General features: G+C 69.8%; 27 protein-coding genes and 1 other RNA gene. 6 read left to right on the plus strand and 22 right to left on the minus strand.

Annotation, left to right across the window (positions count from 1 at the left end):
• Positions 1–17: 17 nt before the first annotated feature.
• From recR to ffs, 6 genes are all read right to left on the minus strand, one after another.
• The gene (recR, locus tag G3M57_RS23655; RefSeq protein ID WP_028037346.1) at positions 18–620 is read right to left on the minus strand and encodes a recombination mediator RecR; all 603 of its coding nucleotides are present in this window, start codon (positions 618–620) and stop codon (positions 18–20) included.
• The gene (locus tag G3M57_RS23660) at positions 620–1,069 is read right to left on the minus strand and encodes an SPFH domain-containing protein (RefSeq protein WP_230983835.1); all 450 of its coding nucleotides are present in this window, start codon (positions 1,067–1,069) and stop codon (positions 620–622) included. Before G3M57_RS23660 ends, recR begins: the two co-directional genes overlap by 1 nt.
• A gap of 10 nt (positions 1,070–1,079) precedes the next feature.
• Positions 1,080–1,517, minus strand: a complete 438-nt coding sequence (locus G3M57_RS23665; protein WP_163233292.1) for a nuclear transport factor 2 family protein — start codon at positions 1,515–1,517, stop codon at positions 1,080–1,082.
• Positions 1,518–1,692: 175 nt separating this feature from the next.
• Positions 1,693–2,022 carry a YbaB/EbfC family nucleoid-associated protein gene (locus G3M57_RS23670; protein WP_056754682.1) on the minus strand — a complete coding sequence of 110 codons (330 nt, stop codon included), beginning with the start codon at positions 2,020–2,022 and terminating at the stop codon, positions 1,693–1,695.
• Between the two features lie 59 nt (positions 2,023–2,081).
• Positions 2,082–3,935 carry a DNA polymerase III subunit gamma/tau gene (locus G3M57_RS23675; protein ID WP_163233842.1) on the minus strand — a complete coding sequence of 618 codons (1,854 nt, stop codon included), beginning with the start codon at positions 3,933–3,935 and terminating at the stop codon, positions 2,082–2,084.
• 84 nt (positions 3,936–4,019) lie between these two features.
• An RNA gene (gene ffs, locus G3M57_RS23680) (signal recognition particle sRNA small type) lies at positions 4,020–4,112 on the minus strand.
• Between the two features lie 152 nt (positions 4,113–4,264).
• Here ffs and nudC point away from each other — a divergent pair.
• Positions 4,265–5,224 carry an NAD(+) diphosphatase gene (nudC, locus tag G3M57_RS23685; protein ID WP_056754684.1) on the plus strand — a complete coding sequence of 320 codons (960 nt, stop codon included), beginning with the start codon at positions 4,265–4,267 and terminating at the stop codon, positions 5,222–5,224.
• Positions 5,225–5,369: 145 nt separating this feature from the next.
• Here the strand turns inward: nudC and G3M57_RS23690 are convergent, their stop codons facing one another.
• From G3M57_RS23690 to G3M57_RS23705, 4 genes are all read right to left on the minus strand, one after another.
• A complete protein-coding gene (locus G3M57_RS23690) occupies positions 5,370–5,789 on the minus strand; it encodes an MAPEG family protein (protein ID WP_056761012.1) in 420 nt (139 codons plus the stop codon).
• Positions 5,790–5,880: 91 nt separating this feature from the next.
• A complete protein-coding gene (locus G3M57_RS23695) occupies positions 5,881–6,330 on the minus strand; it encodes a hypothetical protein (protein WP_163233293.1) in 450 nt (149 codons plus the stop codon).
• Positions 6,331–6,402: 72 nt separating this feature from the next.
• The gene (locus G3M57_RS23700; protein WP_163233294.1) at positions 6,403–7,251 is read right to left on the minus strand and encodes a prephenate dehydratase; all 849 of its coding nucleotides are present in this window, start codon (positions 7,249–7,251) and stop codon (positions 6,403–6,405) included.
• Positions 7,248–8,003, minus strand: coding sequence for a 3-deoxy-manno-octulosonate cytidylyltransferase (locus tag G3M57_RS23705; RefSeq protein ID WP_056761004.1), 756 nt, complete (start codon positions 8,001–8,003; stop codon positions 7,248–7,250). Before G3M57_RS23705 ends, G3M57_RS23700 begins: the two co-directional genes overlap by 4 nt.
• Positions 8,004–8,161: 158 nt before the next feature.
• Here G3M57_RS23705 and G3M57_RS23710 point away from each other — a divergent pair, with 158 nt between their 5' ends.
• Entirely contained in the window at positions 8,162–8,881 is a 720-nt protein-coding gene (locus G3M57_RS23710) for a c-type cytochrome (protein ID WP_056761001.1), read from the plus strand.
• A gap of 177 nt (positions 8,882–9,058) precedes the next feature.
• Complete coding sequence (locus G3M57_RS23715) at positions 9,059–9,574, plus strand: thioredoxin family protein (protein ID WP_056760998.1); 516 nt, start codon at positions 9,059–9,061, stop codon at positions 9,572–9,574.
• Between the two features lie 97 nt (positions 9,575–9,671).
• On the opposite strand, the gene G3M57_RS23720 is transcribed toward G3M57_RS23715, so the two are convergent.
• Positions 9,672–10,517 (minus strand): C40 family peptidase, encoded by an 846-nt coding sequence (locus tag G3M57_RS23720; RefSeq protein WP_056760992.1) that lies wholly within the window; start codon positions 10,515–10,517, stop codon positions 9,672–9,674.
• A complete protein-coding gene (locus G3M57_RS23725; protein ID WP_163233295.1) occupies positions 10,514–11,935 on the minus strand; it encodes a leucyl aminopeptidase family protein in 1,422 nt (473 codons plus the stop codon). Before G3M57_RS23725 ends, G3M57_RS23720 begins: the two co-directional genes overlap by 4 nt.
• 87 nt (positions 11,936–12,022) lie before the next feature.
• On the opposite strand from G3M57_RS23725, the gene G3M57_RS23730 reads away from it, so the two are divergent.
• Both G3M57_RS23730 and G3M57_RS23735 read left to right on the plus strand, forming a co-directional pair.
• Positions 12,023–12,859 carry a tetratricopeptide repeat protein gene (locus tag G3M57_RS23730; RefSeq protein WP_056760987.1) on the plus strand — a complete coding sequence of 279 codons (837 nt, stop codon included), beginning with the start codon at positions 12,023–12,025 and terminating at the stop codon, positions 12,857–12,859.
• Positions 12,860–13,001: 142 nt separating this feature from the next.
• The gene (locus tag G3M57_RS23735; RefSeq protein ID WP_163233086.1) at positions 13,002–14,027 is read left to right on the plus strand and encodes an IS110 family RNA-guided transposase; all 1,026 of its coding nucleotides are present in this window, start codon (positions 13,002–13,004) and stop codon (positions 14,025–14,027) included.
• A 383-nt stretch (positions 14,028–14,410) separates the two neighbouring features.
• On the opposite strand, the gene G3M57_RS23740 is transcribed toward G3M57_RS23735, so the two are convergent.
• The 10 genes from G3M57_RS23740 to G3M57_RS23785 form a co-directional block, all read right to left on the minus strand.
• Positions 14,411–15,388 (minus strand): type II secretion system F family protein, encoded by a 978-nt coding sequence (locus tag G3M57_RS23740; RefSeq protein WP_056760742.1) that lies wholly within the window; start codon positions 15,386–15,388, stop codon positions 14,411–14,413.
• A gap of 12 nt (positions 15,389–15,400) precedes the next feature.
• On the minus strand, positions 15,401–16,381 hold the full coding sequence (locus G3M57_RS23745) for a type II secretion system F family protein (protein WP_163233296.1): 981 nt from the start codon (positions 16,379–16,381) through the stop codon (positions 15,401–15,403).
• 3 nt (positions 16,382–16,384) lie between these two features.
• Positions 16,385–17,905: a TadA family conjugal transfer-associated ATPase gene (locus G3M57_RS23750; RefSeq protein WP_056760736.1), complete on the minus strand. Its 1,521-nt coding sequence runs from the start codon at positions 17,903–17,905 to the stop codon at positions 16,385–16,387.
• A gap of 3 nt (positions 17,906–17,908) precedes the next feature.
• Positions 17,909–19,462, minus strand: a complete 1,554-nt coding sequence (locus tag G3M57_RS23755) for a CpaE/TadZ family protein (protein ID WP_056760733.1) — start codon at positions 19,460–19,462, stop codon at positions 17,909–17,911.
• Complete coding sequence (locus G3M57_RS23760) at positions 19,462–20,178, minus strand: CpaD family pilus assembly protein (RefSeq protein WP_163233297.1); 717 nt, start codon at positions 20,176–20,178, stop codon at positions 19,462–19,464. The genes G3M57_RS23755 and G3M57_RS23760 overlap by 1 nt, the downstream gene beginning before the upstream one ends.
• 10 nt (positions 20,179–20,188) lie before the next feature.
• Positions 20,189–21,787 carry a type II and III secretion system protein family protein gene (locus tag G3M57_RS23765; RefSeq protein ID WP_056760730.1) on the minus strand — a complete coding sequence of 533 codons (1,599 nt, stop codon included), beginning with the start codon at positions 21,785–21,787 and terminating at the stop codon, positions 20,189–20,191.
• On the minus strand, positions 21,784–22,674 hold the full coding sequence (cpaB, locus tag G3M57_RS23770; protein ID WP_056760725.1) for a Flp pilus assembly protein CpaB: 891 nt from the start codon (positions 22,672–22,674) through the stop codon (positions 21,784–21,786). The genes G3M57_RS23765 and cpaB overlap by 4 nt, the downstream gene beginning before the upstream one ends.
• Positions 22,675–22,856: 182 nt before the next feature.
• Positions 22,857–23,369 carry an A24 family peptidase gene (locus G3M57_RS23775; protein WP_056760722.1) on the minus strand — a complete coding sequence of 171 codons (513 nt, stop codon included), beginning with the start codon at positions 23,367–23,369 and terminating at the stop codon, positions 22,857–22,859.
• Positions 23,370–23,508: 139 nt separating this feature from the next.
• Positions 23,509–23,679, minus strand: coding sequence for a Flp family type IVb pilin (locus G3M57_RS23780; protein ID WP_056760718.1), 171 nt, complete (start codon positions 23,677–23,679; stop codon positions 23,509–23,511).
• An 82-nt stretch (positions 23,680–23,761) separates the two neighbouring features.
• Positions 23,762–23,926: a Flp family type IVb pilin gene (locus G3M57_RS23785; protein ID WP_056760715.1), complete on the minus strand. Its 165-nt coding sequence runs from the start codon at positions 23,924–23,926 to the stop codon at positions 23,762–23,764.
• Positions 23,927–24,236: 310 nt separating this feature from the next.
• Between G3M57_RS23785 and G3M57_RS23790 the strand changes: the two genes are divergently transcribed.
• Positions 24,237–24,665: a pilus assembly protein N-terminal domain-containing protein gene (locus G3M57_RS23790; RefSeq protein WP_056760711.1), complete on the plus strand. Its 429-nt coding sequence runs from the start codon at positions 24,237–24,239 to the stop codon at positions 24,663–24,665.
• Positions 24,666–24,720: the final 55 nt, after the last annotated feature.

A 24,720-nucleotide genomic window follows, 5' to 3' on the forward strand; every position in this document is an offset into this window, starting at 1 on the left:
GGAGGGCCGGAGGGGGGTCACGCCGGCCGCCTTGCCCTAAGCGCCTGGGCGATCGTCCCGTCGTCCAGCCAGTCGAGGTCCCCGCCCACCGGCACGCCGCGCGCCAGCATGGTCACCGAGACACCGGTGGGCGCCAGGCGGTCGGCCAGGTAGTGGGCCGTGGTCTGGCCGTCCACCGTGGCCGGCAGGGCCAGGATGACCTCCTGGATCTCGCTGTTGCTGGCCCGGCCCAACAGTTCGCCGACCCGCAGCGCTTCGGGACCCACGCCGTCCAGCGCCGACAGCAGGCCGCCCAGCACGTGGTAGCGGCCCTTGAACGAGCCGCCGCGCTCCATGGCCCACAGCGAACCCACCTCCTCGACCACGCACAGCAGACGATTGTCGCGGGTGGCGTCGGAGCAGACGGCGCAGGGATCGGAGGTGTCCAGCGAGCCGCAGACCGAGCAGGTGCGCACCTTGGCCTGGGCATCGACGATCGCCGCGGCCAGCGGCGCCAGCAGGGTGTCGCGCTTCTTCAGCAGGGCCAGCGCCGCCCGCCGGCCCGAGCGCGGACCCAGGCCCGGCAGCTTGGACAGCAGGGCGATCAGACGCTCGATCTCGGGTCCGGCGGAGGCGGCCATCAGTCGTCCTTGCGCGGCGCGGCCAGCGGTTGGGGTCGCCGGCCGGCCTCCAGCAGCGGCAGGCCGGCTTCGGTCGGCAGGTAGATGATCTGGTGGCCGCCCTTTTCGGACGTCTCCTGCAGCATCTCGATATAGCGCCAGCGCAGGTAGCCTTCGGGGCCGCCCAGGCTCTCGGCGATGATCTTGTTGGCCTGGGCCACGCCTTGGGCGCGACGGACTTCGGCCTTGGCGTCGTAGTCGGCCGCCTCGAACTTGGCCAGGGCCTCCTGCACCCGCACCTGCCGGTTCTGGGTGGCCCGCGCCAGTTCGGCCTCGCCGTGCTTGCGCGCCGCGAAGACGCTGTACTGCGGCCAGCCGATCAGCAGGCCGATGATGATGACGAGGATCAGGCCGATCCCCAGCAAACCCGCACCGCGCATGTCTTCCCCCATGTCTTCGGACCCGATCAAGCCCGGCCCCTCAAGGCTTGGCTACCCGGGTGACCTGCGAATAGACCACCCGCCACTGGCCGTCGCGCTTGGCCCAGGTGTCCACGAAGCGCACGACCAGGGCGAAGCGCTGGCCGCCGTCGACGCCGGTCATGTTGACCCGGCCGCCCAGCAGGGCGGTGTCGCCGAAGACCTTCTCGACCGGCGCCTCGATCGTGAACGGGTCGAGCTTGAAGCCGGGCGCCACATAGTCGGCGATCAGCTTGGCCTTGTCCTGGACCTGGCCCGCGCCGTTGACCAGCACGTAGTCGTCGGCCACCAGGCGCTCCAGCGCGGCGCGGTCGCCGTTCACCTGGGCCGCGTCATAGGCATGGGCGGCGGCGGCCAGGTCGGCCGGCAGGGGCGCGGCGAGGGCGACGGTTGGAACGGCCAAGGCCAAAGTGATCGCGACGGTGCTGAAGTTGAGCATCTGATCTCCTGGTCCCCTCAGTTCCGCTCATCCCGGCGAATGCCGGGACCCAGATGGAATGGCTCTGGGCCTGACGCCAAAAGCACTGAGCCCCTCCAATCAGCCAGACCGCTAAGGGATCTGGGTCCCGGCATTCGCCGGGATGAGCGGAGAAGTCAAACCGACGGGCGCATTCCTAGAACTTCATGCCCGGCAAACCGCCCATCATGCCGGCCATCGGCCCGGCGGCTTCCTGCATCAACTGGGCCTGCTTGGCGTCGAGCTTCTTCTTGGCGTCGGCGTGGGCGGCGACGATCAGGTCGGCGATCACCTCGCCCTCGCCCGGCTCGACCAGGCTCTCGTCCAGCACCACCTTGGCGAGCTCGCCGGAGCCCTTGAGGGTGACGGTGACCATGCCGCCCCCCGCCGTGCCGTCGACGGTCAGCTCGGCGAGCCGCGCCTGGGCGTCGGCCAGTTTCTGCTGCATCTCCTGGGCCTGCTTCATCAGGCCGCCGAGGTCTTTCATGGGTTCTGCTCCGTTTTTCAAGCTCCCCTTCCCCTTGATGGAAGGGGGAAGGGAGAGATCTATAAATCCTCGACGTCGTCCGGCTCGATCGACGGCGCCTGGGGCGTCAGGATCGTGCGGACCTCGACGATTTCGGCGCCGGGAAAGGCGCTGAGCACCGAGGCGACGAACGGGTCGGACTTGATCGCCGCCAGTTCCTCGCGCTCCTCACGCTTCTGGCGCTCGAACAGGCTCTCGGCCCCGCCGCCGCCCTCGGCCGCCACCAGCCAGGGCTGGCCGGTCCATTCCTTCAGCGCCCGCACCAGCCGGCCGGCCAGGTTGCCGGGCGCGCCGGGGGCCGGTTCGAAGGTGATCGCGCCGGGCCGGAAGCTGATCGGGCGGACATATTGCTCGACGTCCAGGCGCAGGCCGATGTCGCGCTTTTCGGCGATCAGCTTCACGACATCTTCGAAGGACGCGAGGGTCGGCGCGGCCTGGGCGGCCGGCGCGGCCATCACCCGGGCCTGGGCGTTGACGGCGCCGCCGCCTCCGCCGCCGCCCATCGAACCGCCGCCGCCCCCACCGCCTGAACCGCCGCCCACCGGCTGACCGTCGCGCAGGGCCTTCAACGCCTCTTCCGGACCGGGCAGGTCGGCGGCGTAGCACAGGCGGATGATGGCCATCTCGGCCGCGGCCATGGCGTCGGGCGCGCGGCGCACCTCGTCATGGGCCTTCAGCAGCATCTGCCACAGGCGCGCCAGGGTCCCGGCCGAGGTCTGGGCGCCGATCGAGGTCAGGCGCGCGGCCTGCTCCTTGGGCATGGACAGGGCATCCGGCCCCAGGGCCTTGGCCACCGAGGCGGCGTGGCAGTGGTCCAGCAAGTCCAGCATGACCACGGCCGGATCGGCGCCGAACCCCCACAGGGCGCGGAAGCCCTTCAGCGACTCGCCCGGCTTGCCGCTCATCACGTTCTCGAACAGGGCGATGGTCTGGCCGCGGTCGGCCAGGCCCAGCATGTCGCGGACCACGGCGGCGGTGACGGTCGAGCCTCGCTCGCCCTGGACGATGGCCTGGTCCAGCAGCGACAGGCCGTCGCGCACTGAACCCTCGGCGGCCCGGGCGATCAGCGCCAGGCCGTCCTCCTCGACCTTGGCCCCTTCCTTGGCGGCGATCTTGCCAAAGTGCTTGACCAGCACGTCCGGCTCGACCCGGCGCAGGTCGAAGCGCTGGGTGCGCGACAGGATCGTCACCGGCACCTTGCGGATCTCAGTGGTGGCGAAGATGAACTTGGCGTGCGGCGGCGGCTCTTCCAGCGTCTTGAGCAGGGCGTTGAACGCCGCCGTCGACAACATGTGCACTTCGTCGATGATGTAGACCTTGTAGCGCGCCTCGACCGGGGCGTAGCGCACCCCGTCCAGCAGCTCGCGCATCTCGTCGACCTTGGTGCGGCTGGCGGCGTCCAGCTCCAGCACGTCCATGTGCCGGCCCTCGACGATGGCCTTGCAGTGGCGGCCGTCGACGGTCAGGTCGACCGACGGCTGGTGGACGGTGTCGGTCTCGTAGTTCAGGGCCCGGGCCAGCAGGCGGGCGGTGGTGGTCTTACCCACCCCGCGCACGCCGGTCAGCATGAAGGCGTGCGCGATCCGCCCCGTCGAGAAGGCGTTGGCCAGGGTGCGGACCATGGCCTCCTGGCCGATCAGGTCCTCGAAGGTGCGCGGCCGGTACTTGCGGGCCAGGACCGTGTAGGCGGCGTCCGGATCCGAAGGCGCGGACGCGGCTGGAGCCGCGACAGGCGTGGTCACGGCCGGCGGCGGCGCCTCGGGTGCGGCGGCCGGCGGCCCGCCGAAGATGTCGGCGGTGTTCTCGTCGCGTTCAGCGGGCTCTTCGTCCCACGGCGGCGCGGAATCGGTCGTGAGGTCGTCGTGGTCGGCCATGGCGTGAGTGTAGTGCGCGGAACGGCGCAGCAAAAGGCTCGCGGCGCGCGCGGGGTCCAGAAGCTGACAGATTTCGGGGAAAGGTGGAGACCGGCAGACGACCCGGAGCGAAACTCGTTGTGGCTGCTGCCTCTCGGCCCTGACCAGGTTGGCGAGGACTCCGCCCGTCGCCGATCTCCGAGGCCTATATCGCGACTCATCGTGACGGATGCAAGACATGAAGCGCCGGCTCGTGACGACTCTTCGTCGCGGATGCTTTCTTCGCCGGGGCGCATTTTCTTCACGCGAACCGGAATCCACTTCGCTCGAAAATGCTCTAGAGATCCCCCATGGCCCTTTCGATCATCACCAACACCTTCGCCGGCAATCCGCTCGACCGCGCCAGCGAGCGCCGGGGCGACGAGGCCTGGCTGGCCGAGAAGGCCGCCGACCCGCAGTCGCTGGCCGTGGCCATCTGGAACGGCAAGGCGCTGGTCGAGGACGTCGTCGGCCCGGACGGCGAAGAGGGAGAGGGCAAGGTGACGGGCGCCCAGATCGCCTATCTGCGCGCCGACATGGCCAAGGACCTGGCCGCCACGCCCGAGCGCCTGCTGTTCCTGGGGCTGTGGAAGGACATCGCGGTGTTCGCCGTCGACCTGGAGGGCGGGGCCGACCCGGCCGAGGGGCCGCTGCAGGGTCTGGGCCGGTTCGAGGAACTGCGCGGGATCGCCGCCACCCTGCCGCCGCCCGACGCCGGCATCCTGGCCACCGCCAAGTCGATGTTCGAATGGCGGCGCAAGCACAAGTGGTGCAGCAACTGCGGCCAGGAGACGGCGGTCAGCGACGGCGGCTGGAAGCGGCTGTGCCCGTCCTGCCAGGCCGAGCACTTCCCGCGCACCGACCCGGTGGCGATCATGCTGGCCCTGCATGGGGGCCGCTGCCTGCTGGGCCGCCAGGCGCTGTGGCCGCCCGGCATGTACTCGGCCCTGGCCGGCTTCATCGAGCCCGGCGAGACCATCGAGGAAGGCTGCGCCCGCGAGCTGAAGGAAGAGGCCGGCCTGACCGCCACGGCCGTCCGCTACCATTCCAGCCAGCCCTGGCCCTGGCCCTCGTCGCTGATGATGGGCCTGATGGCCGACGTCGACAGCGACACGGCCGCCCCGGACCAGACCGAGCTGGAAGCGGTCAAGTGGTTCACCAAGGACGAGGCGCGGGCCCTGATCAAGGGCGAGCTGGACGGCTTCTTCGCCCCCCCGCCCCTGGCCATCGCCCACCAGCTGATCAAGGCCTGGGCGGAGGAAGAGGACTAGATCCTCCCCTGTGGGGGAGGTGTCGGCGAAGCCGACGGAGGGGGGAGTGATCGGCAGGCGGCCAGATCATGGATCTTCGAGCCCAAGCCTCCCCCCACCGATCGCTGCGCGATCGCCTCCCCCACGGGGAGGGCCTTCTTGGACGTCAGCCTCCGAACAGCTTCGCCAGCTCCCGCGCCACCATCCACGCCAGCACCAGCGTCCCGGCCGAGAACGCCAGGAAGCGCAGCAGCACGATGTTGACGCTGACCTGGATCAGGCTGTGCAGCACCCGCAGGCCCACGAAGGCCCAGGCCAGCCCGACCGCCAGGGCGTCGCCATGGCCGGCGACCTGGATGGCCAGGGCGGCGGCGTAGAAGATCGTCGGCTGCTCCATCAGGTGGTTGTAGTTGTCGGCCGCCTGGCGGGCGGGCGCCGGCAGGCCGTCCAGGCTCCCGGGAAAGGCCGCCGCCTGCGGCTTGATCCCGGCCTTGCTCATGGCCGGCAACCGCTGGACGTACATCCACACCCAGATCACCAGCGACCAGGCCACCAGCGCCATTACCGGCGCGACCAGCGTGTTCATCGTCATTCCTCCCCGACTCCTTTATTGGAGCCTGGTCGGAAGGTTAGGCGCCGAACGCCCGATTAGCGAAGCTTGCCGTGACGGCAGCGGATCAGGCGGCGGGCGCGGCCCGCGCCTTCAGCGCCGCGGCGACCGCGCCGAGCAAGAAGCCGACGCCCAACGGCGCCAGCGCCTCGGCGAGGCCGGGCGCGATCACGAACAGATCGCGAGTGTGCGTCGCCTGCATGGCCCGGACAATGGACAGGGTCGTCAGCAGCGTCGCGAAAAGGCCTGCGCCCGGCGGCAGCAGGCTCAGGAGCGACAGCAGCGAAGGATCGCTCGTACAACCCTTGGCCAGGCTCATGACGCCGAGCACGGCGATACAGATCCCCAGACCGGTCAGCAGCAGATAGACCAGCTTGGTCAGGGGTCCCGCCGAAAGCACAAGGATGCCCAACGTCGCCAGCGGATTGGCAGGCATGCCAGCCCAGATTCCCAGCCCGATCGCTCCCACGAGGAACACGGCCCCGCCCACACCCAAGGCCGTCGGCGCGATCTTCATGCTGTCCCCCATCGGCGCGACCACGCGCCCGAGGCCAAGCTAGAGCGGAGCGGCGTCGGATTACAACCCGGACTACACCCGGTCCCGGAACGGATCGGCCGGATAGACGCCGAGGATCTCGAACTTCTCGGAGAAGAACTTCAGCTCGTCGAAGGCCAGGGCCAGGCTGCGGTCCTCGGGGCGGCCGTCGACCTCGGCGTAGAAGAAGGTCGCCGTGAAGTGGCCGCCCTCCATGTAGCTTTCCAGCTTGGTCATGTTGACGCCGTTGGTCGCGAAGCCGCCCAGCGCCTTGTAGAGGGCGGCCGGCAGGTTGCGGACCTTGAACACGAAGCTGGTCACGCAGCGATGGGTGAACGGCGGCGGTTCGGGCGTCTTGTCGGCCGTCATCACCAGGAAGCGCGTGGTGTTGTTGCGCGCGTCCTCGATGTCGCGGGCCAGGATGTCCAGGCCGTAGATCTCGGCGGCCAGGGCGGGAGCGACGGCGGCGCGGGTCGGGTCGGGCTTCAGGGCCAGGGCCTTGGCGGCGCCCGCTGTGTCGCCGGCGCTCTCGTGGGCCAGGCCGAGCTTCTTCAGGCTGTGGCGGCACTGGCTGAGCGCGATCGGCATCGAGCAGGCGATCTTCACCTGGTCCAGCGTCACGCCCTTATTGGCCATCAGCTGGAAACGGATCGGCTTGAAGCGCTCGCCGATGATCTTCAGGCCCGAGGCCGGCAGCAGGTGGTGGACGTCGGCGACCCGGCCGGCGATCGAGTTCTCGATCGGGATCATGCCCAGCTGGCAGGCGCCGGTCTTGATGGCCTCGAACGCCTCCTCGAACGTGGCGCAGGGCACGGCCTCGTAGTCGGGGAAATAGGTGCGGCAGGCCTCGTGGCTGTTGGCGCCGGGCTCGCCCTGGAAGGCGATCTTCTTGAGGATGCTCATGCGGTCTTCCCGGCGGCGCCGTTGCGGTTCGAATAGGCGCGCGCCGCTTCTAGGTCCGAGGGATTGTCGACGGAGATCGGGGCCTCGGCGGCGACGGCCGCGCGCAGGCTGAGGCCCAGCTCCATGGCCCGCAGCTGCTCCAGCTTCTCGCGCTTCTCCAGCGGCGAGGGCGGAGCGGCGTTGAAGGCTTCCAGCGCCGCGCGGCGATAGCCGTAGATGCCGATGTGGCGCCAGATCGGCGCGTCGCCATAGAGGGTGGAGCGGGTGAAATAGAGCGCCCGGCCCGACAGGCCGTCCTGCTCCATGGCCAGCACAGCCTTGACCACGTCGGGATTGGACCGGTCGGCCGGCGAGGCCTCCGGCGCCACCACGGTGGCGATGTCGCAACCCGGGTGGGCGCTCAGCAGGTCGGCGCAGGCGCCCAGCACCGACGGCTGCACGAACGGCATGTCGCCCTGCAGGTTGATGACCACGTCGTGGCGGCGGTCCGGGTCCAGCACCTCGAGAGCGGCCAGGATGCGGTCCGAGCCCGAGGGCAGGGCCGGATCGGTCAGCACCGCCCGGCCGCCGGCCCGCTCGACCGCCTCCACGATCGCCGCGTCGCCGGCCGCCACCGCCACCGGCCCGATTCCCGCCGCCTGGGCCTGGCGCAGCACGCGCACGATCATGGGCAGGCCGCCGATGTCGGCCAGCGGCTTGTCCGGGAGGCGAGTGGCCGCCATGCGGGCGGGAATGACGACGATGGGGTTCATGAAAGGCCGTTGCGGGTCAAAACCGTTGCTGCCCGGTTGCGCCCCGGGCGGTAGCGTGTAAGAGACGCGAGCGCAACATGGAGCGCGCGGGGGAAACCTCCGGGCGCGGATTTCGGGCCTGTCGTCAGACGGCCCCCAAGAGGCTGGTAAGGCTTTAGATGAGCGACCTGACGTTCAACAAGATCGCTGGCGGCGTGCTGCTGACCGGCCTGATCATTTTCGGTCTGCGGGAAGCGTCGGACATCGTTTTCGCCAAGCACGAGCTTGAGAAGCCCGGCTACGAGATCGCCGTCGCCGAAGAGGCGGGCGAAGGCGGCGCCGCCGCCGAGGTCGCGCCCGACTGGGGCAGCGTCCTGACCCCGGCCAATGTCACCGCCGGCCAGGCCGTCAGCGCCAAGTGCGCCTCGTGCCACAACTTCACCGCCGAGAACCACACCGGCCCCGGCCTGTTCGGCGTGGTCGGCCGCAAGCCCGGCACCCACCCCGGCTTCGCCTATTCGCCGGCCATGGTCGAGTACGGCAACAAGAACCCGGTCTGGGACTACGACAAGCTGGACACCTTCCTGAAGGCGCCGGGCAAGGACGTCTCGGGCACCAAGATGACCTTCGTCGGCCTGAAGAAGCAGGAAGACCGCATCGCCATCATCGCCTATCTGCACAGCCTGGGCTCGTCCCTGCCGATCCCGGCCCCGAAGCCGGCCGGCGCGGCTCCGGCCGCTCCGGCGGCGGCGGGCGAGGCTCCGGCCGCCGGCACGGCCGCGGCGGGCTCGGCCCCGGTTCCGGCCGCCGTCGGCGCTGGCGGCGCGGCCACCGGACCGACCCCGGCTCCGAACGCCACCAAGGGCTCGGGCGAAGCGGCCCAGCGTCCGGGCGGCTAGCCCACCGGCGCGACCAACGGCAAGAGGCCGCGAAGTCCGCTTCGCGGCCTTTTCTTTGCCGCCTTTCCAGGCGCCCCCAGACCGGATGGAACCGCCCGCAGCAAAGCTGCCTTGCGGCCTTTCCCCATTCCGTGAGTAGAGTATCGGACCGCACCGCTTCACCGGAACCGTTCGACCATGACGTCTCGCCCGCTGGCCGCCGCCGTCCTCGCCGCCCTGCTGATCGCCGCGCCCGCCTCGGCCTTCGCCGCCAAGGCCCCGACCGTGGCCCTCAAGTCGCTGGCCGACCTGCCCACGCCCCTGCCCTATCCCTATGACGAGAAGGCCGACGCCGAGGCCGACGTGGCCAAGGCGATCAAGACCGCCAAGGCCAAGCACAAGCTGGTGCTGATCGACCTGGGCGGCAACTGGTGCGGCGATTGCCGGGTGTTCGCCGGCATGATCGAGCAGCCCGACCTCAAGGCCTTCGTCGACAAGCACTACGAGGTGGTGACCGTCAATGTCGGCCGCTACGACCACAACATGCAGATCCCCGCCCGCTACGGGATCAACAAGCTGAACGGCGTGCCGACCTTCCTGGTGGTCGACACCAAGGGCAAGCTGGTCAATCCCGACGCCCTGTTCGCCCTGACCGACGCCCGCCACATGACGCCGCAATCGCTGGCCGACTGGCTGGCCCAGTGGCCGAAGTAGCCGCGCCGTCGGGGACACGCCCTTGCGGCGTGTCCCCAGCCTAGGGCGCCGCGCTCGATCACGGGGACACGCCGCAAGGGCGTGTCCCCGGACGCGGCTAGGGCCGCCGCCACCCCGTCACCCCACCGCCGCCCGCCGCTTCGATCCGGGCCACCGCCTCGGCCAGGGGCTCGATCGCCACGGCCATGTGGTGGGCGTTGGCGTGCAGGATGGTGTCGGCGTCCAGCAGCAGGGCCACATGCCCCTTCCAGAAAACCAGGTCGCCGCGCCGGCGCTCGGCCTCGGCGACGGGGGTGAAGAAGGCCAGCTGCAGGTCGGTGTCGCGGGGGACCGCCTTGCCGCAGGCCGCCAGGGCCTGCTGCACCAGGCCCGAGCAGTCCAGGCCCAGCGATTCGCGCCCCCCCCACTGGTAGGGCGCGCCCAGATAGCCCTCCGCCACCGCCACCGGGTCGGCCAGGGCGACCCCGACCGGACGAAGGTGGGCGGCGACGAACCAGCCCGTGCCCTCGCCCCGGGCGAACCGCCCCTCCGCCGCCTCGATGGCGGTAAGGGCGTTCTGCGAGTACAGGCCCACCGGCCGCGACTTGATGTCGGGCTCGGCGAAGGCGTAGGTGCGCGGGACCGCCACCTGATGGGTGGCTGGCGCGCCCCGGGCGGCCAGGTCGTCCTCGGCGACGAAGCCGACATAGCCGTCGCGCGCCGCCTGGCCCCAGGCGAAGCCGCCCTTCACCTCCAGCACCTTGAACAGTTCGCCGAACAGCAGCTGGTCCCACTGCTCGGCCATCGGGTGGGCGGCCTTGCGGAGGGCGGCGGTCGGGACGGCGACCTGGCGCAGGGTCGGGGCCTCGTAGCGCTCGGCGGCGACTAGGCCCTGCAGATCGAGATCGGCCAGGTCCGGCCGGGCCAGGGTCACCCGGGGGTCGTACGGGCGCGGACCGCTCATGCCGAGACCTTCGGGAACCGCGACTTCAGCGTGCCGTAGAGGCCCCGGATCACCTGGGCCTCGCCGCCGGACGCGAAGCCCGGCCGCCCCTTGGGGTTCCAGGCGAAGATGTCGAAATGGACCCAGGACCCGGTGGTGGGGGCGAAGCGTTGCAGGAACAGGGCCGCGGTCATCGAGCCGGCCTGGGCCCAGGCGTCGGGATCATTCTTTAGGTCGGCGATGTCGCTCTCGACCGCCTCCCTGTATCCCTCCCACAAGGGCATGCGCCAGACGGGGTCGGAGGCCTCGCGCGCGCCTTCCTCGATCTCCAGGGCCAGGTCGTCGTCGGGGGTGTAGAATGGGATGACCTGCGGCCCCAGGGCCACGCGGGCCGCGCCGGTCAGGGTGGCCAGGTCGATCGTCAGGGCCGGCTCCAGCTCGGCGGCCCGGGTCAGGGCGTCGGCCAGGATCAGCCGGCCCTCGGCGTCGGTGTTGCCGACCTCGACGGCCAGGCCGGCGCGGGTGGCCAGGACGTCGCCGGGCCGCATGGCGTCGCCGGCGATGGCGTTCTCCACCACCGGGACCAGCACGCTCAGGGCCACCGGCAAGCCGGCGGCCATCACCATCCGGCCCAGGGCCAGGGCGTGGGCGGCGCCACCCATGTCCTTCTTCATCAGCCGCATGCCGGACGAGGGCTTGATGTCCAACCCGCCGGTGTCGAACACCACGCCCTTCCCGATCAGCGCGACGCGCGGGTGGGCCGGATCGCCCCAGGTCAGCTCCAGCATCCGCGGCGCGCGGGCCGGGACGGCGGCGCGGCCGACGGCGTGGACGGCGGGATAGTTGGCTTCCAGCAGGTCGTCGCCGAGGATCACCTCCAGAGTGGCGCCGTACCGCTCGGCGATCTCGCGGGCGATGGTCTCGATCTGCAGCGGCCCCATGTCGTTGGCCGGGGTGTTGACCATGTCGCGGGCCAGGGCGCAGGCGTGGGCCACGGCGTGGACCTCGTCCAGATCGACGGTTTCGTCCGCGACCAGTCGTCGCGGCTCGTCCCCCGCGCGGGGCCGGTAACGGTCGAACTTGTAGGCGCCCAGGGCGAAGGCCAGGGCGACCTGGCCGGGGTCGAGGCCGTCGGGGATCGCCGCCAGGCGGTAGTCGCCGGCCGGCAGTCGGGCCGGCAGGGCGCGGAACAGCATGGCCTCGGCCTTGTCGCGGGTCCCCAGGCCCAGGAGCACGCGGTCCACGGCCCCTTGCGGCGTCGGCAGAACCAGCACCTGGCCGGCCTTGGCCTTGAAGTCCTCCAGGGCCACAAAGCCCTTCACGAAGCTCGGACGCGCCTCGACGAAGGCGGCCAGTTCGGCCTCGTACAGGCAGTGGATGGGCGTCGGCGGGCCGTCCTCGGACGAGCGGGAGGAGGAGGCGATGATCGGTTCCGACATGGACGCGCCCTTGAGGGTGAAAATTATGCTTAACGATTCCTTGAGGGCCGCGCGCGAGGATGCGGGACCGTCGGGAGATCCTTCTTCATGTGTCGCAAGCGCGCGCTCCTCGCAACCGTTCTTGGCCCCCTGCTCGCGTCCGGCGTGTGGATGGCGGCGCCGGCCCATGCCGCCGACAAGCCCGCGCCATCCGCTCCGGTCGCCGCGCCCTCCGCCGCCGCGCCTGAGACGCCGCGCAAGGCCACGCCCGCCGAACGGGCCGAGGTCCAGCGGGCCGATCCCCTGACCCGAATGGCCTTCTGGTCGAACGAGGTCGAGCGCGATGGTCGCGACATCGAGGCCGGCGTGGGCCTGTCCCAGGCCCTGCGCGCCCTGGGCCGTTATGACGAGGCGGCCGACGCGGCCGCCCGCGTGCTGATCGTCGCCCCCGACAGCTACGACGCCCTGATGGAGGCGGCGCGGGCCAACGTGGCGCGCGGCCAGGGCTTCTACGCCATCGAACCCGGCCGCAAGGCCGCCGCCCTGCAGCCGCGCGACTGGCGGCCCCTGTCGCTGCTGGGCGTGGCCTACGAGCAGGCCAAGCGCGACGACGAGGCCCTGGCCGCCCATCGCCAGGCCGTGGCGTTGGCTCCGGCCGAGGCGGTCCCCCTGGCCAACCTGGCCATGCACCTGGCCTCGACCGGCGACCTACCCGGCGCGGAGAAGCTTCTGCGCCAGGCGACGGCCCTGCCCACCGCCACCATCCAGGTGCGCCAGAACCTGGCCCTGGTGATCGGGCTGCAGGGGCGCCTCGACGAGGCCGAGAGGCTGGCCCGCCAGGACCTGCCGCCGGAGTCGGTCGACAACAACCTGGCCTGGCTGCGCGCCGCCGTCGGCCAGGCCAGCGCGACCCGGTCGTACGACGCGGTGAAGGCGGGCGGCTAGAGGGCCCGGCGTGCGTTTCTTGGCCGCTACCGCCAAGAAACCGAGATTGAGAACGTCAGCCCAGGGTGATGGGGTGGACGCCCCCCGACGGCATCTACGTGCCAGAGTGAGGTGTGTTGAACTTCACTCGAGGGAGGCGCCCATGGGCGAGCTTACCATCATCGGGCTGGATATCGCGAAGTCAGTATTCCAGGCCCACGGAGCCGATGCAGCCGGCACGGTTATATTCCGGAAGAAGCTTGGGCGAGGCCGGCTGCTGGCGTTTTTCGCCGGGCAGCCTCGCTGCTTGGTCGCCATGGAGGCCTGCGCCGGAGCCCATCACTGGGGCCGTGAGCTGGAGGCGCTCGGCCATACGGTCAAATTGATCCCGCCGGCCTACGTGAAGCCCTTCGTGAAGCGGCAGAAGAACGACGAGGCCGATGCGGAGGCCATCTGCGAGGCGGCCCAGCGGCCGACGATGCGCTTCGTGCCCGTGAAGAGCCGCGAGCAACAGGCCAGCGGGGTGGTGTTCCGCGCCCGGGATCTGCTGGTGCGCCAGCGCACGCAGATCATGAACGGCCTGCGCGGCCATCTGGCCGAGTTCGGGTATGTCGCCCCAAAGGGGGTGATGTACGTCCAGCGCCTGGTTGCCGAGATCGAGGATCCCGCGAGCCAACTGCCGCCGGCTGCCCGCGTTAGCCTGCAAGTCATGGTGCGGATGCTGGCCGCGCTGGAGACGGAGATCGCCAGCCTCGATGCCGAGATCGCCCGTCGCGCCAAGGAGGATCTTGTCGCTCGGCGGCTGATGACGATCCCAGGCATTGGACCTGTCACGGCCTCGGCCATGGTCGCCCTGGCCCCGGGAGCAGAGTCCTTCCGCTGCGGGCGGGACTTCTCGGCCTGGTTGGGCCTAACGCCTGTCCAACGATCGAGCGGCGGCAAACAGAAGCTGGGCCAGATCACCAAGGCGGGCGAGCGAACCTTGCGACGATTGCTGGTGATCGGCGCCAGCGCCGTGATCAAGCAGGCGCTCATCCGTGGCGCGCCGCCTGGATCATGGCTGGCGCAGATGCTGGCCCGCAAGCCGCGAATGCTCGTGGCTGTGGCCTTGGCCAACAAGACCGCGAGGATCATTTGGGCGCTCCTGGCTAGAGGCGGCGTCTACAGGGCTCCGGCGCTGACGGCCTAACAGCCGCCGGCTCCAGAGGCGTCGAAGCGTAGTCGGACGACGGAGGGTATGGCGCACAGTCGGTGAGACGGGATCGGGAAAACCAGGGCTTACCACCGTGCCTCTCTTGAGCACGCTATGGGTGATTTGGACCTGATCCGCGAACTTCCATACAGGCCAGCGCTGAAGGGCGCACAACAGGCCGGACAGATGGCAGCATCCGATCGAGCGTCAAAGCTTCAAATCCGTCTTGCGCTGAAGGGGGCGTCCACAGATGGTTAGCGGCCTTTCCCAAATAACCTCCGTCATTCCCGCCCTTGTGGCGGGAATGACGGATCAATTTGATGAGCGGAGAATCTCCGAAACGTCCGACTAGGCTCGTAGGCCGCCCCGGCGCTATCGCCCTAGCGTCCCTTCATCACGTCCTGGATCTTGATGATGGCCGGTCCCATGATCACGATGAACAGAACGGGCAGGAAGAACACGATCATCGGCACGGTCAGCTTGGCCGGCAGGGCCGCGGCCTTCTTTTCGGCGGCCGACAGGCGCAGGTCGCGGTTTTCCTTGGCCATCACCCGCAGGGCCGCGCCCAGCGGCGTGCCGTAGCGTTCGGCCTGGATCATGGCGGTGACCACCGAGCGGATGCCGGGATGGTTGGTCCGCCGGGCCAGGCCCTCATAGGCCAGGCGCCGCTCGGGGAGGTAGCTGAGCTCGGCGGTCAGCAGGCTGAGTTCCTCGGCCAGCTCCATCGAGGCCGAGCCGACCTCGGAGCCGACCTTGGCGATGGCCGCCTCGATCGACATGCCGCTCTCGACGCAGATCAGCATCAGGTCCAGGGCGTCGGGGAACGCCGCGACGATCGACTCGCGGCGCTTCTGGGCGGCGTTGGAGATGTAGATGTTGGGCGCGTAATAGCCCGCCGTCAGGGCCAGAAAGCAGATGGCGATCTTCTGCATCGTCAGCAGGCCGAAGCCGTTGACGACATAGAGGTAGAACGCCGTCACCACCGCGAACGCGAACGGCATCACGAAGCGGAAGAAATAGAAGGTCGAGACCGGCTTGGGGCCGCGGAAGCCGGCCTGGGCCAGCTTGTCGACGACCTTGGGATCCTCCAGCAGCCTGGACAGCTGCAGGCGCTCGACGACATTCTTGTACATGCCCTCGTCGACATGGCGCAGCGAACCGCCGCCGCCGCCCTTCTGGGCCATGGCCTCGCGCGAGCGGCGGCGCAGCTCCTCGCGGCGGTTGGCCACCGACTTCAGCCGGCCCTCCAGGTTGTTGTTGCTCATCATCGGCGAGGCCAGGGTGACGATGGTGGCGAACACCACGATGGCGATGAAGGCGCTGAACAGGGTCTGGGGATTGGTGAGCATATGGATCATGATCCGCCTCCCCTAGAACTTGAAATTGATCATCTTGCGCATCACGAAGATGCCCAGGCTCATCCAGAAGCCCGCGGCCATCAGCATCAGGTGGCCGCGCGGGTCGCTGAACATCGGCGCCATGTAGCTGGGCGCGACGATCGAGATCAGCGCAACGACGCTGGGCGGCAGGCAGCCGATGATGAAGGCCGAGGCGATGGCTTCAGCCGACAGGGCCTTGATCTTCTCGACCATCAGCTTGCGGGCTCGCAACACGGCCGACAGGTTGCCCAACGCCTCGGCCAGGTTGCCGCCGGTCTTGGCCTGGATGGTCAGGACGATGGTGAAGAACCGCAGCTCGTTGGTCGGCATGCGCTCGTACATGCGCTCCAGCGCCTGGTCCATCGACATGCCCATGCCGGTGTTCTCGACCAGGACGCGGAACTCGCCGGCCAGGGGCTCGGGGCATTCCTTGCCGATGATCTTCAGGCAGTCGTGGACCGGCAGGCCCGACTTGATGCCGCGCACGATGATGTCGATGGCGTCGGAAAAGGCGTTGGTGAACTTCTTGGTGCGCGCCTTGGCCATCATGCCGACCACCCAGCGGGGCAGGCCGAAACCGGCCGCGAAGGCCGCGCCCAGGGCGATGATCGGCATCTGGCGCAGCACCAGCAGCACCAGGCCGACGGACAGGCCGATCACCCCGCTGATGATCCAGAACATCCGGACGTTCTCGCCCAGGCCGGCCGCCCTCAAGCGCGCGGCGATGGTCAACGTCGCCTTCTTCTTCTTCTGGTCCTGTTCCTTCAGGGTCTTGAGGATCTGCTTGCGACGGGCGTCGGGCGTGCTGGCCGCGGCCTTGGCGCGAGCGGCGACGGTCTGGCGGTCGCCGCCCGCGATCAGTTGGGCGCGCTTGACCGTCTTGGCCGAGCCGCTGTCGCCGCCGCCGGCCAGCACGAAGCCCAGGCCCGCGATGGTGATGAAGCCGAGGACGCCGGCGAGGATGAACAGCATCGCCTACTCCGCCGCGTCGAGGGCTTCGGCCAGCTCGCGCTCCAGGCCGTAATAGCGGGCGCGGTCCCAGAACCGCGGGCGGCCGATGCCGGTCGAGCGATGCTTGCCGACCACCCTGCCCTCGGCGTCCTCGCCGCTGATCTCGTAGACGAACAGGTCCTGGGTGACGATCACGTCGCCTTCCAGCCCCACCACCTCGGTGATGTGGGTGATCCGGCGCGAGCCGTCGCGCAGGCGGGCGGCCTGAACGATGACGTCGACCGAGCCGACGATCATCTCCTTGATGGTCTTGGACGGCAGGCCGTAGCCGCCCATGGTGATCATGCTCTCGATCCGGCTGATGGCCTCGCGCGGGCTGTTGGCGTGCAGCGTGCCCATCGAGCCGTCGTGGCCGGTGTTCATGGCCTGCAGCAGGTCGAAGGCCTCCGGGCCGCGGACTTCGCCGACGATGATCCGCTCGGGACGCATCCGCAGGCAGTTCTTGACCAGGTCGCGCATGGTCACCGCCCCCTGGCCTTCCAGGTTGGGCGGCCGGGTTTCCAGGCGCACCACGTGCGGCTGCTGCAGTTGCAGCTCGGCGGCGTCCTCGCAGGTCACCACCCGCTCGGTGGGGTCGATGAAGGCGGTCATGGTGTTGAGCAGGGTGGTCTTGCCCGAACCGGTGCCGCCCGAGATGACGATGTTGCAGCGGCAGGCGCCGATCACGCCCAGCACCCGCGCCCCTTCCGGGCTGATCGACGCGAAGTCGACCAGGTTCTTCATCGTCAGCTTGTCCTTCTTGAACTTCCGGATGGTCAGGGTGGGACCATCCAGAGCCAGGGGAGGGGCGATGACGTTGACGCGGCTGCCGTCGGGCAGGCGGGCGTCGCAGATCGGGCTGCTTTCGTCGACCCGACGGCCGACCTGGCTGACGATCCGCTGGCAGATGTTCATCAGCTGCAGATTGTCGCGGAAGCGGACATTGGTCAGCTGGACCTTGCCGCCCACCTCGATGAACACCCGGTGGGCGCCGTTGACCATGATGTCGGCGATGTCGTCGCGGGCCAGCAGGGGCTCCAGCGGGCCGTAGCCGAGGACGTCGTTGATGATGTCCTGGACCAGGTGCTCCTGCTCGGAGACCGACATCGAGACGTTCTTGATCGCCACCAGCTCGGCGACGATGTCGCGGATCTCCTCGGCCGCCGCCTTCAGGTCCAGCTGGGCCAGCTGGGAAAGGTCGATGGTGTTGAGCAGGGCGTTGAAGATCGTGGTCTTGGTGGCGTGGTAGTAGTCGCTCTGCTCGCGGACCACCTGGGTGGTCGGCGGCGCGCCCTGGGCGGCGCGCAGCTGCTCCAGACCGTTGGTGGTTTTGGGGCCGACAGCCTTGGCCGGCGCGGCGGCCGGCGGCGGCGCGCCGGGTTGCGCGGATTCGTTGGCGGCCGGCTCGATGCGCTGCGGGCGCGTGGCGATGGCCGGCGCGCCGGTCGAGACGGGCGGCGGCGCCTGCTCCGTGCGGACGGCGGCCTGATCGCGCTTGCCGAACATGCCCTACTTCTTCCTGAACAGGCTGGAGAGGGCGGACGTCTTCTGGACCGCCGGCGGTTCGCGGCGGCTGATCAGGCGCGCCAGATGGTCGATGCCCTCGGCCGCCTTCGACTTGGGCGCCACCTCGGCGACCATCTGGCCGTTGTTGGCGGCCTGGCCGAAGGGCTTGGGATCGAACGGCAGCACCAGGGACGGAGTCAGGCCCAGGGCCTCGCCGAAGTCCTTGACCGGGATCTCGGGGCGGCCGGGCACGCCCACCTGGTTCAGCACCAGGCGCGGCGGGGCGTCGTTGGGCCGGGCCTGGCGGACCAGGTCGACGATGTTCTTGGCGTTGCGCAAGCTGGCCAGGTCGGGCGTGGCCACCACCACCAGGTCGTCGCTGGCGATCAGCACCCGGCGGGTCCAGGCGCTCCAGCTGTGCGGCAGGTCCAGCACTACGAAGGGCGCCGCGCCGCGGATCTTCTGGGTGACTTCCTCGAAGGCGTCGGCGGGGATCTCGTAGTCCTGGTCCAGGGCGCCGGGCGCGGCGAACAGCGACAGGCGGTCGCCGCAGCGGACCATCATCCGGTCCATCAGCACCGGGTCCAGGCGGTCGGGCTGGGTCAGGGCGTCGAGCACCCCCTGCAGCGGGTCCTGGTTGAAGTCGAGGCCGGCGGTGCCGAACGGCAGGTCCAGGTCGACCATCACCGTGGCGACCTGCACGCGCTCGGCCATCGACCAGGCGAAGTTGTGGGCCAGGGTCGAGGACCCGACGCCGCCCTTGGCGCCGACAAAGGCGATCTGCCGGCCGACGAACGGCGCGGAGGGGTCGGCGTAGAGGCTGGAGATCGCGCGGATGATCTGCAGCGGCCCCTGGGGCTGGGTGATGTACTCGCTGACCCCGCGCCGCATCAGCTCGCGATAGAGGGCGATGTCGTTGGTCTGGCCGATGACCACGACCTTGGTGCCCGGGTCGCAGACCTGGGCCAGGCCGTCCAGCAGGGCCAGCATGCGCGGCGCGGCGTCCAGGCTCTCGACCATCACCAGCGAGGGCGTCGACTGGTTCTGGTAGTAGGCCACGGCCGCCTCCAGCCCGCCGGGATGGACGATGGTCGAGGCGCGGGCCATCCGCCGATCGGCCGAGGCGGCGTCGACCAGGGCGACGGTCTCGGGCCGCGCGCAGAAGGCGTGGATGGTGATGCGCGGCACGGCCGCCTCGCCCATGTCGGCGTCGGCGGCGGCGAGGACCTCCTGCACCAGGGCCTGGGTCGAGCCGACCGGATGCGCGACCTGCGCGACCGGTTCGGCCGCGTCGATCGGCGCCTGGGTCGCCCCGGCGACGTCGACCTGAGGCGCAGGGGCGGCGACGGGCGCATAGGGCTCGTAGGGCGCGGCGGGCGGCGGCAGGTCCGCGAACGGCGCGGAGACGGATTCGCGGGGACGCACCGACGGAAAATCGACGAACGGGTCGTCGCCGCCCAACCCGGCCGCGGACGGGGTCCCGATCGTGGTCGTGGCGAAATCGTCGTCGGCCTCGAAGCCCAGGTCGAAGGGATCGTGATCGCTGCGCGTGGCCATCAGTGGACCGCCTTCGAAACAACGCCGTTGGACTGCTCGTCCTTGGCCGACGAGGTGACCTCGCCCTTGCGGTACTTGTCGAGCACGGTCGCGCGGCGGCCGGAGTCGATCGGGGTCTCGACGCGCGGGCCCAGCAGGTCCTCGGGATTGGCCACCTGGGCGGCCATGTTGGCGGTCACCGCGCATCCGAAGTTCTCGTAGGCGGTGTTGTCGCGGGTCGCGGCGAGGTTCTCCCAGCCGCCGCATTTCGGGACGCTGGCGGTGAAGCGCAGGAAGCCGACCCTCAGCGGCGCGTCCGGCGCGCCCCCGGCGTCATAGCCCGTCACCCGGACCTTGGCGGCTGGCGCGCCCATGGCGACCAGGCGCTGGCGGGCGGCCATGGCCATGCGACCGGCGATCTCGCCGCCGGCCCCGCCGATCGGGGCGTTGACGACGATCTCCCGCGCCTCGGCGGCCATCCAGCGGCCCAGCAGCCCGTCCAGGGCCTGGGTCTGGGCCACCGACAGCCCCTCGGCATGGACCGCCAGCTGCACCTCGTCCGGCCGGGAGTCGATATGGACGCGGTCTTCCCATTGCTGGGTTTCGGTGCGCGGCGCGACGGCGGTTTCGGGACCGGCGGCCGGGGCGGCGCAGGCCGCCAGAAGCGCCAGGACCAGACCCGCGGCGGCCAGTTTCGGGGCCGTCAGGAGCGAAAAGGAAGGATGGGGTCGCGTCATGTCCGCGTTCTCACTCGATCACATAGCCGACGGGGCCTTGGTAGGCGCGCCCGCTGTTCGCGCCGACCGGCGCCTTGACCACCTTGTTGAGCCGGCCCAGCAGGGCCGTACTCATGTCGCTCGCCGTCTGCAGGCCGTCGGCGGGGGTCTGCAGGTTCTGCGGCTTGGTCGGGTCGACGATGTAGGGGGTGATGATGATCACCAGCTCGGTCTCGCCGTTCTGATAGTCGCGCGACCGGAACAGGGCGCCCAGGATCGGCAGGCTGGTCATGCCGGGCAGGGCGTCGATGTTCTGCTTGCTCTGCTGCTTCAGCAGGCCGGCGATCATCAGCGAACCGCCCGACGGCAGCTCGACCGTCGTCTCGGCGCGCCGCACCGTCAGCCCCGGAACGACCAGGCTCGAACCGCCGGTGGACGAGGCCAGGGTGAAGGACCCCAGGCTGGTCAGTTCCGACACCTCGGTCGACAGCTTCAGGGAGATGCGGCCGCCCGATAGCACGACCGGCGTATAGCCCAGGCCCACGCCGAAGGGTTTGAACTCGATGCTGACCCGGTTGGCGCTGTCCAGGCCGGTCGGAACCGGGAACTCGCCGCCGACCAGGAACTTGCCCGCCTCGCCGGACACGACGGTCAGGTTGGGCTCGGCCAGGGTCCGGATCAGGCCCACGCGTTCGAAGGCCTGGATCATGCCCTTGCCCGAGTTCAGGCCGGGGCTGCCGACACGGTCGACCCCCACGCAATTGCCGAGGTTGGAGCCATCGACCACAGTGCTGTTGGCGCACTGGGACGGCGGGGCGGCGATCGGCTGCTTGGTGGTGTCGCGCGCCCAGCCCCCCAGGGCGCCGCCCAGGAGGCTGTTGTTGACGCCGTAGGTCGGCGCGAAGCCGAACTTGTACTGGGTCTCGCCCACCTGACCGAGCACGGCGCTGGAATCGACGCCCAGTTGCTTGATCATGTTGCGCTGGACCTCGACGATGCGGACCTTGAGCATCACCTGGTCCTTGCCGGCGATGGTCAGCATGTTCAGCACGTTTTCGGGCTTGTCGACGAACTTGGCGGCGATCTGCGAGGCCACGCCGGTTTCGTTGGCGTCGGCGACCGCGCCGGTCAGAATCACGCTGTCGCGGATCGCCTGCACCTGGATGTTGGCGTTGGGCAGCACCCGGCGCAGGGTCTCTTCCAGGGCGGTGGAGTCCTGCTCGACCCGGATGGCCAGGCTGAGGATCTTGCGGCCCGAGGCGTCGAAGAACACCGCGTCGGTCGAGCCCAGGGCCATGCCCAGGACGTAGATCCGGCGCGGACCGCGCAGGACCGCGTCGGCCACCGCCGGGTTGGTCACCAGCATGTCGCGCACGTCGACGGGCAGCTCGATGATCGCCGACTTGCCGCGCGACAGGTTCAGGGTCCGGGCGCCGGACGCGGTGAGGTCGATCCGCAGCACCTGGTCGGCGGGCGGGGCCAGGCTGGCCGTCTCGACGGGACGCGACGCGACCCGGGCCGGGGTCCGATACAGATGGGTGCCGGCCGCCGGGCCGTCGGCGAGGGCGGCGGTCGACGACGCCAGGGCCAGGACGGCCGCGAGCGAGGTGGAAAAGAGCCGGCGGATCATGGGCGAACCGAGATGCTGGAGGTCTGGCCGCCGCGATTGATGCGGACGACGGCGGAATCTTGGGAAGCGACCGCCAGGCCCGAGGGCCCGCCGAGGTCGGTATAGGCGCGCAGGGTCAGGGTGACCGGACCGGCGGCCTTGGCGCGGGTCAGGGCTTCGGCCTCGACCGGGCCGACCTCGAGGGTGGCGGTGGAGGCGACGATGGTCTTGGCGTCCTTCTCGGCCGCCGAGGCTTGGTCCAGGGCCAGAACGCGGACGTTCTGGACGACGGTCTCGGCCACCATCCGCTTGACGCCGCCGGTGTCGCCCTCGCCGACGCTCTGCGCCTCGTGGGCCTGGATGACGTCGACCCGGTCGCCGGGCAGAACGAAGCCGCCGACCGCCGTCTCCGAGGTGACCGGCACGGCCATGGCGCGCTTGCCGGGCCCCAGGACCACCGACAGGTAGCCGCCTTCGCCGCCACGGACGATCTTGCGGGCGGTGATGGGTTCACCGGCCAGGATCGGGTCGCGCACGATCGCGCCCTCGACGGCCCTTTCCGGGGTGACGCCGCCGATCATCGCGCCGGCCGCGTCGCCGACCGCCTTGGCGGCCTTGGCGGTCGCCTTGGCGGGGACCGGATCGGCGGCGCCGTTGGTTATAAAGGCGGCGTTGATGGTGTCGGACGGCCAGGGCTGCCAGTCGACGTCGCCGGCGGTCAGGCGATCACCGATGGCCAGGTCGTGCTTGGCGATGAGGACCTGGGTCATGGGCTTGGCCGCGGGGCCGGAGGTCTGGACGATCGGCGCGGGCGCGGGCTTGCCGCCCATGGCCTTCTGCATGACCACGGCCAGGCCGATGGCCGCGACGGCGGCGACCAGAACGATCATGACGCGAAGAGGATTCATGCGGTTGGGCTCTAGCGACGAAAACACGGGTCAAGCGGGCCGCCTTCAGGCGATCACGCACGAATCGTCCAATGGCCCTTCTGGCCCCCGTCTCATGCTCGCGCGCCCATGGTTAACAGCGGCTAAAGGCGGCGCTCCGAAAGGCGGCCCGGCGGCGCGACAGGCTGACGCGGGGCGCGAACCTAGGCGCCGACGGCCAGGGTCAGGGCGCCCTGCGGGAAGGCGGCCAGGGCTCCGACCGCGATCGCCACGCCATAGGGAATGTCGCCGCCCTGGGCGCCCAGCTTGCGGAGCCAGGCCGGGCTGCCCGCCAGGACCGGCTCGAACCAGCCCGAGCGCAGGCTGAGGAGGCCCAGGGTCAGGGCGCCGCCCGCCATGCCGGTGACCAGCATGAACGGCAGGGCCGCGGGCCAGCCCAGCCACAGGACCGACGCGGCGAACAGCTTGGCGTCGCCGCCGCCGATCCAGCCGGCCGCGAACATGCCCATGCCGACCAGCAGGGCGACGAAGCCGGACGCCAGGCACAGGCCCAGGGTCGCCAGGGAGGCGCCGCTGACCAGGGCCACCGGCGCGAAGGCCGCGATCAGGGCCAGGGAGATCCAATTGGGGATCGTATAGCTGGTGACGTCCTTCAGCGCGGCGACGACGACCAGCGCGGGAAAGATCAGCAGCAGGGCGAACTGAAGGGTGTGCATGGCGGCCTTGCCTGTTCAATCGGCGGCAGTGTGCGCCGATCTCGTGAAGCAATGGTTTCCCGCGTGACGAAATCCGCGCCGCGGTGATGGAACAGGACGCTCGGCCTCGCCGCCACGTTCCCGTTCGGTCTACGGTGGCTCAGCCGCCCGCGAGTTGGTCGGCGGCGGCTTGGAAGGCGCTCTTCACGTCGCCGCCGAGGAGGCCGAAGGCTCCGACGGTCGCCAGGGCGATCAGGGCGATGATCAGGCCGTATTCGACCGCGGCGGCCCCGGACTCGTCGTTCAGGAAGGCGGTGACAAACTTCGACATGATGGAAGCTCCTCGATCATCGGAACAAAAAAGGCCCCGGCGTGTCCGCCGAGGCCTTCTTGTCTTCCTAAGGACGGACGCCTTAGCCGATGGCCGTCGCGGCCGACGTCAGGCGGTTCTTCAGGTTGGTGCCGAGCGTGGTCACCGCGGCGACGATCACGACGGCGATCAGGGCGACGATCAGGCCGTACTCGATAGCCGTGGCGCCGGATTCATCTTTCAGGAAGCGGGTGACAAACTTCGACATGGTGGATCTCCTGGTCAGTAAGTGGATCTGGGCTCCAAGCCGTGTCGACTTGCTCACCCCCGAAAACACGATCAATTTCGCCCACCTCACTTAATGCTCAGTAAACAGCGAATAGTTTCTCCGAACTTTTTGTTGGTTTATTTTGGTTTACCATTACTTTCTCTTAACTACGCCATATCGACAGAAGCAAAAACCCCTTATGCGCCAAGGTGTTCTCGAGAGTCGGGAGCAATACACAAACATCGAGCTTAGGTCTTTATTGACCATTCTGCGGCATGCTCATCCCGCACCAAGCTGGGAAGACACCTTCATGCGCCGCCTGACTCTCGTCCTCTGCGCCGGTCTGAGCCTCTCCGTCGCCACCGTCGCCGCCGCCGACAGTCCGTCCGCGCCGCTGTCGATCGGCGCCGGCGGCGCCGCGCGCATCCTGCTGAGCGCGCCCGTGCGCGACATCGTGGTCGGCGACCCGGCCGTGGCCGACGTCAGCCTGGTCAACGAGCGAACCCTGGTGGTGCTGGGCAAGAAGCCGGGCGCGACCACCGTGCTGGCCTTCGACGCCCAGGGACGCGCCCTGGCCGACCGCGACGTGGTGGTCTCCGACATTCCGACCCATGCAGTCATCGTCCAGCGGGGCGCCAGCACCGCGACCTACGCCTGCGGCGATCGCTGCTCCATGCTGAGCTCCACCGCCCTGCCCGTCGCGCCCGCCCCCAGCGCCGCCCCGGCCGCCATCCCCTAGATTTGGTCTCCTAAACCGCTGATTAGGGACGCGAGGCCTAGACTGCCTGGCCTGA

The organism is Caulobacter rhizosphaerae, assembly GCF_010977555.1.
Lineage (GTDB): Bacteria > Pseudomonadota > Alphaproteobacteria > Caulobacterales > Caulobacteraceae > Caulobacter > Caulobacter rhizosphaerae.

Bases quoted from the DNA above. Each gene is read 5' to 3' on its own strand.
- recR (WP_028037346.1), bottom strand. From the start codon at position 620: ATGGCCGCCTCCGCCGGACCCGAGATCGAGCGTCTGATCGCCCTGCTG.
- G3M57_RS23665 (WP_163233292.1), bottom strand. From the start codon at position 1,517: ATGCTCAACTTCAGCACCGTCGCGATCACTTTGGCCTTGGCCGTTCCA.
- G3M57_RS23670 (WP_056754682.1), bottom strand. From the start codon at position 2,022: ATGAAAGACCTCGGCGGCCTGATGAAGCAGGCCCAGGAGATGCAGCAG.
- G3M57_RS23675 (WP_163233842.1), bottom strand. From the start codon at position 3,935: ATGGCCGACCACGACGACCTCACGACCGATTCCGCGCCGCCGTGGGAC.
- nudC (WP_056754684.1), top strand. From the start codon at position 4,265: ATGGCCCTTTCGATCATCACCAACACCTTCGCCGGCAATCCGCTCGAC.
- G3M57_RS23690 (WP_056761012.1), bottom strand. From the start codon at position 5,789: ATGAACACGCTGGTCGCGCCGGTAATGGCGCTGGTGGCCTGGTCGCTG.
- G3M57_RS23695 (WP_163233293.1), bottom strand. From the start codon at position 6,330: ATGAAGATCGCGCCGACGGCCTTGGGTGTGGGCGGGGCCGTGTTCCTC.
- G3M57_RS23700 (WP_163233294.1), bottom strand. From the start codon at position 7,251: ATGAGCATCCTCAAGAAGATCGCCTTCCAGGGCGAGCCCGGCGCCAAC.
- G3M57_RS23705 (WP_056761004.1), bottom strand. From the start codon at position 8,003: ATGAACCCCATCGTCGTCATTCCCGCCCGCATGGCGGCCACTCGCCTC.
- G3M57_RS23710 (WP_056761001.1), top strand. From the start codon at position 8,162: ATGAGCGACCTGACGTTCAACAAGATCGCTGGCGGCGTGCTGCTGACC.
- G3M57_RS23715 (WP_056760998.1), top strand. From the start codon at position 9,059: ATGACGTCTCGCCCGCTGGCCGCCGCCGTCCTCGCCGCCCTGCTGATC.
- G3M57_RS23720 (WP_056760992.1), bottom strand. From the start codon at position 10,517: ATGAGCGGTCCGCGCCCGTACGACCCCCGGGTGACCCTGGCCCGGCCG.
- G3M57_RS23725 (WP_163233295.1), bottom strand. From the start codon at position 11,935: ATGTCGGAACCGATCATCGCCTCCTCCTCCCGCTCGTCCGAGGACGGC.
- G3M57_RS23730 (WP_056760987.1), top strand. From the start codon at position 12,023: ATGTGTCGCAAGCGCGCGCTCCTCGCAACCGTTCTTGGCCCCCTGCTC.
- G3M57_RS23735 (WP_163233086.1), top strand. From the start codon at position 13,002: ATGGGCGAGCTTACCATCATCGGGCTGGATATCGCGAAGTCAGTATTC.
- G3M57_RS23740 (WP_056760742.1), bottom strand. From the start codon at position 15,388: ATGATCCATATGCTCACCAATCCCCAGACCCTGTTCAGCGCCTTCATC.
- G3M57_RS23745 (WP_163233296.1), bottom strand. From the start codon at position 16,381: ATGCTGTTCATCCTCGCCGGCGTCCTCGGCTTCATCACCATCGCGGGC.
- G3M57_RS23750 (WP_056760736.1), bottom strand. From the start codon at position 17,905: ATGTTCGGCAAGCGCGATCAGGCCGCCGTCCGCACGGAGCAGGCGCCG.
- G3M57_RS23755 (WP_056760733.1), bottom strand. From the start codon at position 19,462: ATGGCCACGCGCAGCGATCACGATCCCTTCGACCTGGGCTTCGAGGCC.
- G3M57_RS23760 (WP_163233297.1), bottom strand. From the start codon at position 20,178: ATGACGCGACCCCATCCTTCCTTTTCGCTCCTGACGGCCCCGAAACTG.
- G3M57_RS23765 (WP_056760730.1), bottom strand. From the start codon at position 21,787: ATGATCCGCCGGCTCTTTTCCACCTCGCTCGCGGCCGTCCTGGCCCTG.
- cpaB (WP_056760725.1), bottom strand. From the start codon at position 22,674: ATGAATCCTCTTCGCGTCATGATCGTTCTGGTCGCCGCCGTCGCGGCC.
- G3M57_RS23775 (WP_056760722.1), bottom strand. From the start codon at position 23,369: ATGCACACCCTTCAGTTCGCCCTGCTGCTGATCTTTCCCGCGCTGGTC.
- G3M57_RS23780 (WP_056760718.1), bottom strand. From the start codon at position 23,679: ATGTCGAAGTTTGTCACCGCCTTCCTGAACGACGAGTCCGGGGCCGCC.
- G3M57_RS23785 (WP_056760715.1), bottom strand. From the start codon at position 23,926: ATGTCGAAGTTTGTCACCCGCTTCCTGAAAGATGAATCCGGCGCCACG.
- G3M57_RS23790 (WP_056760711.1), top strand. From the start codon at position 24,237: ATGCGCCGCCTGACTCTCGTCCTCTGCGCCGGTCTGAGCCTCTCCGTC.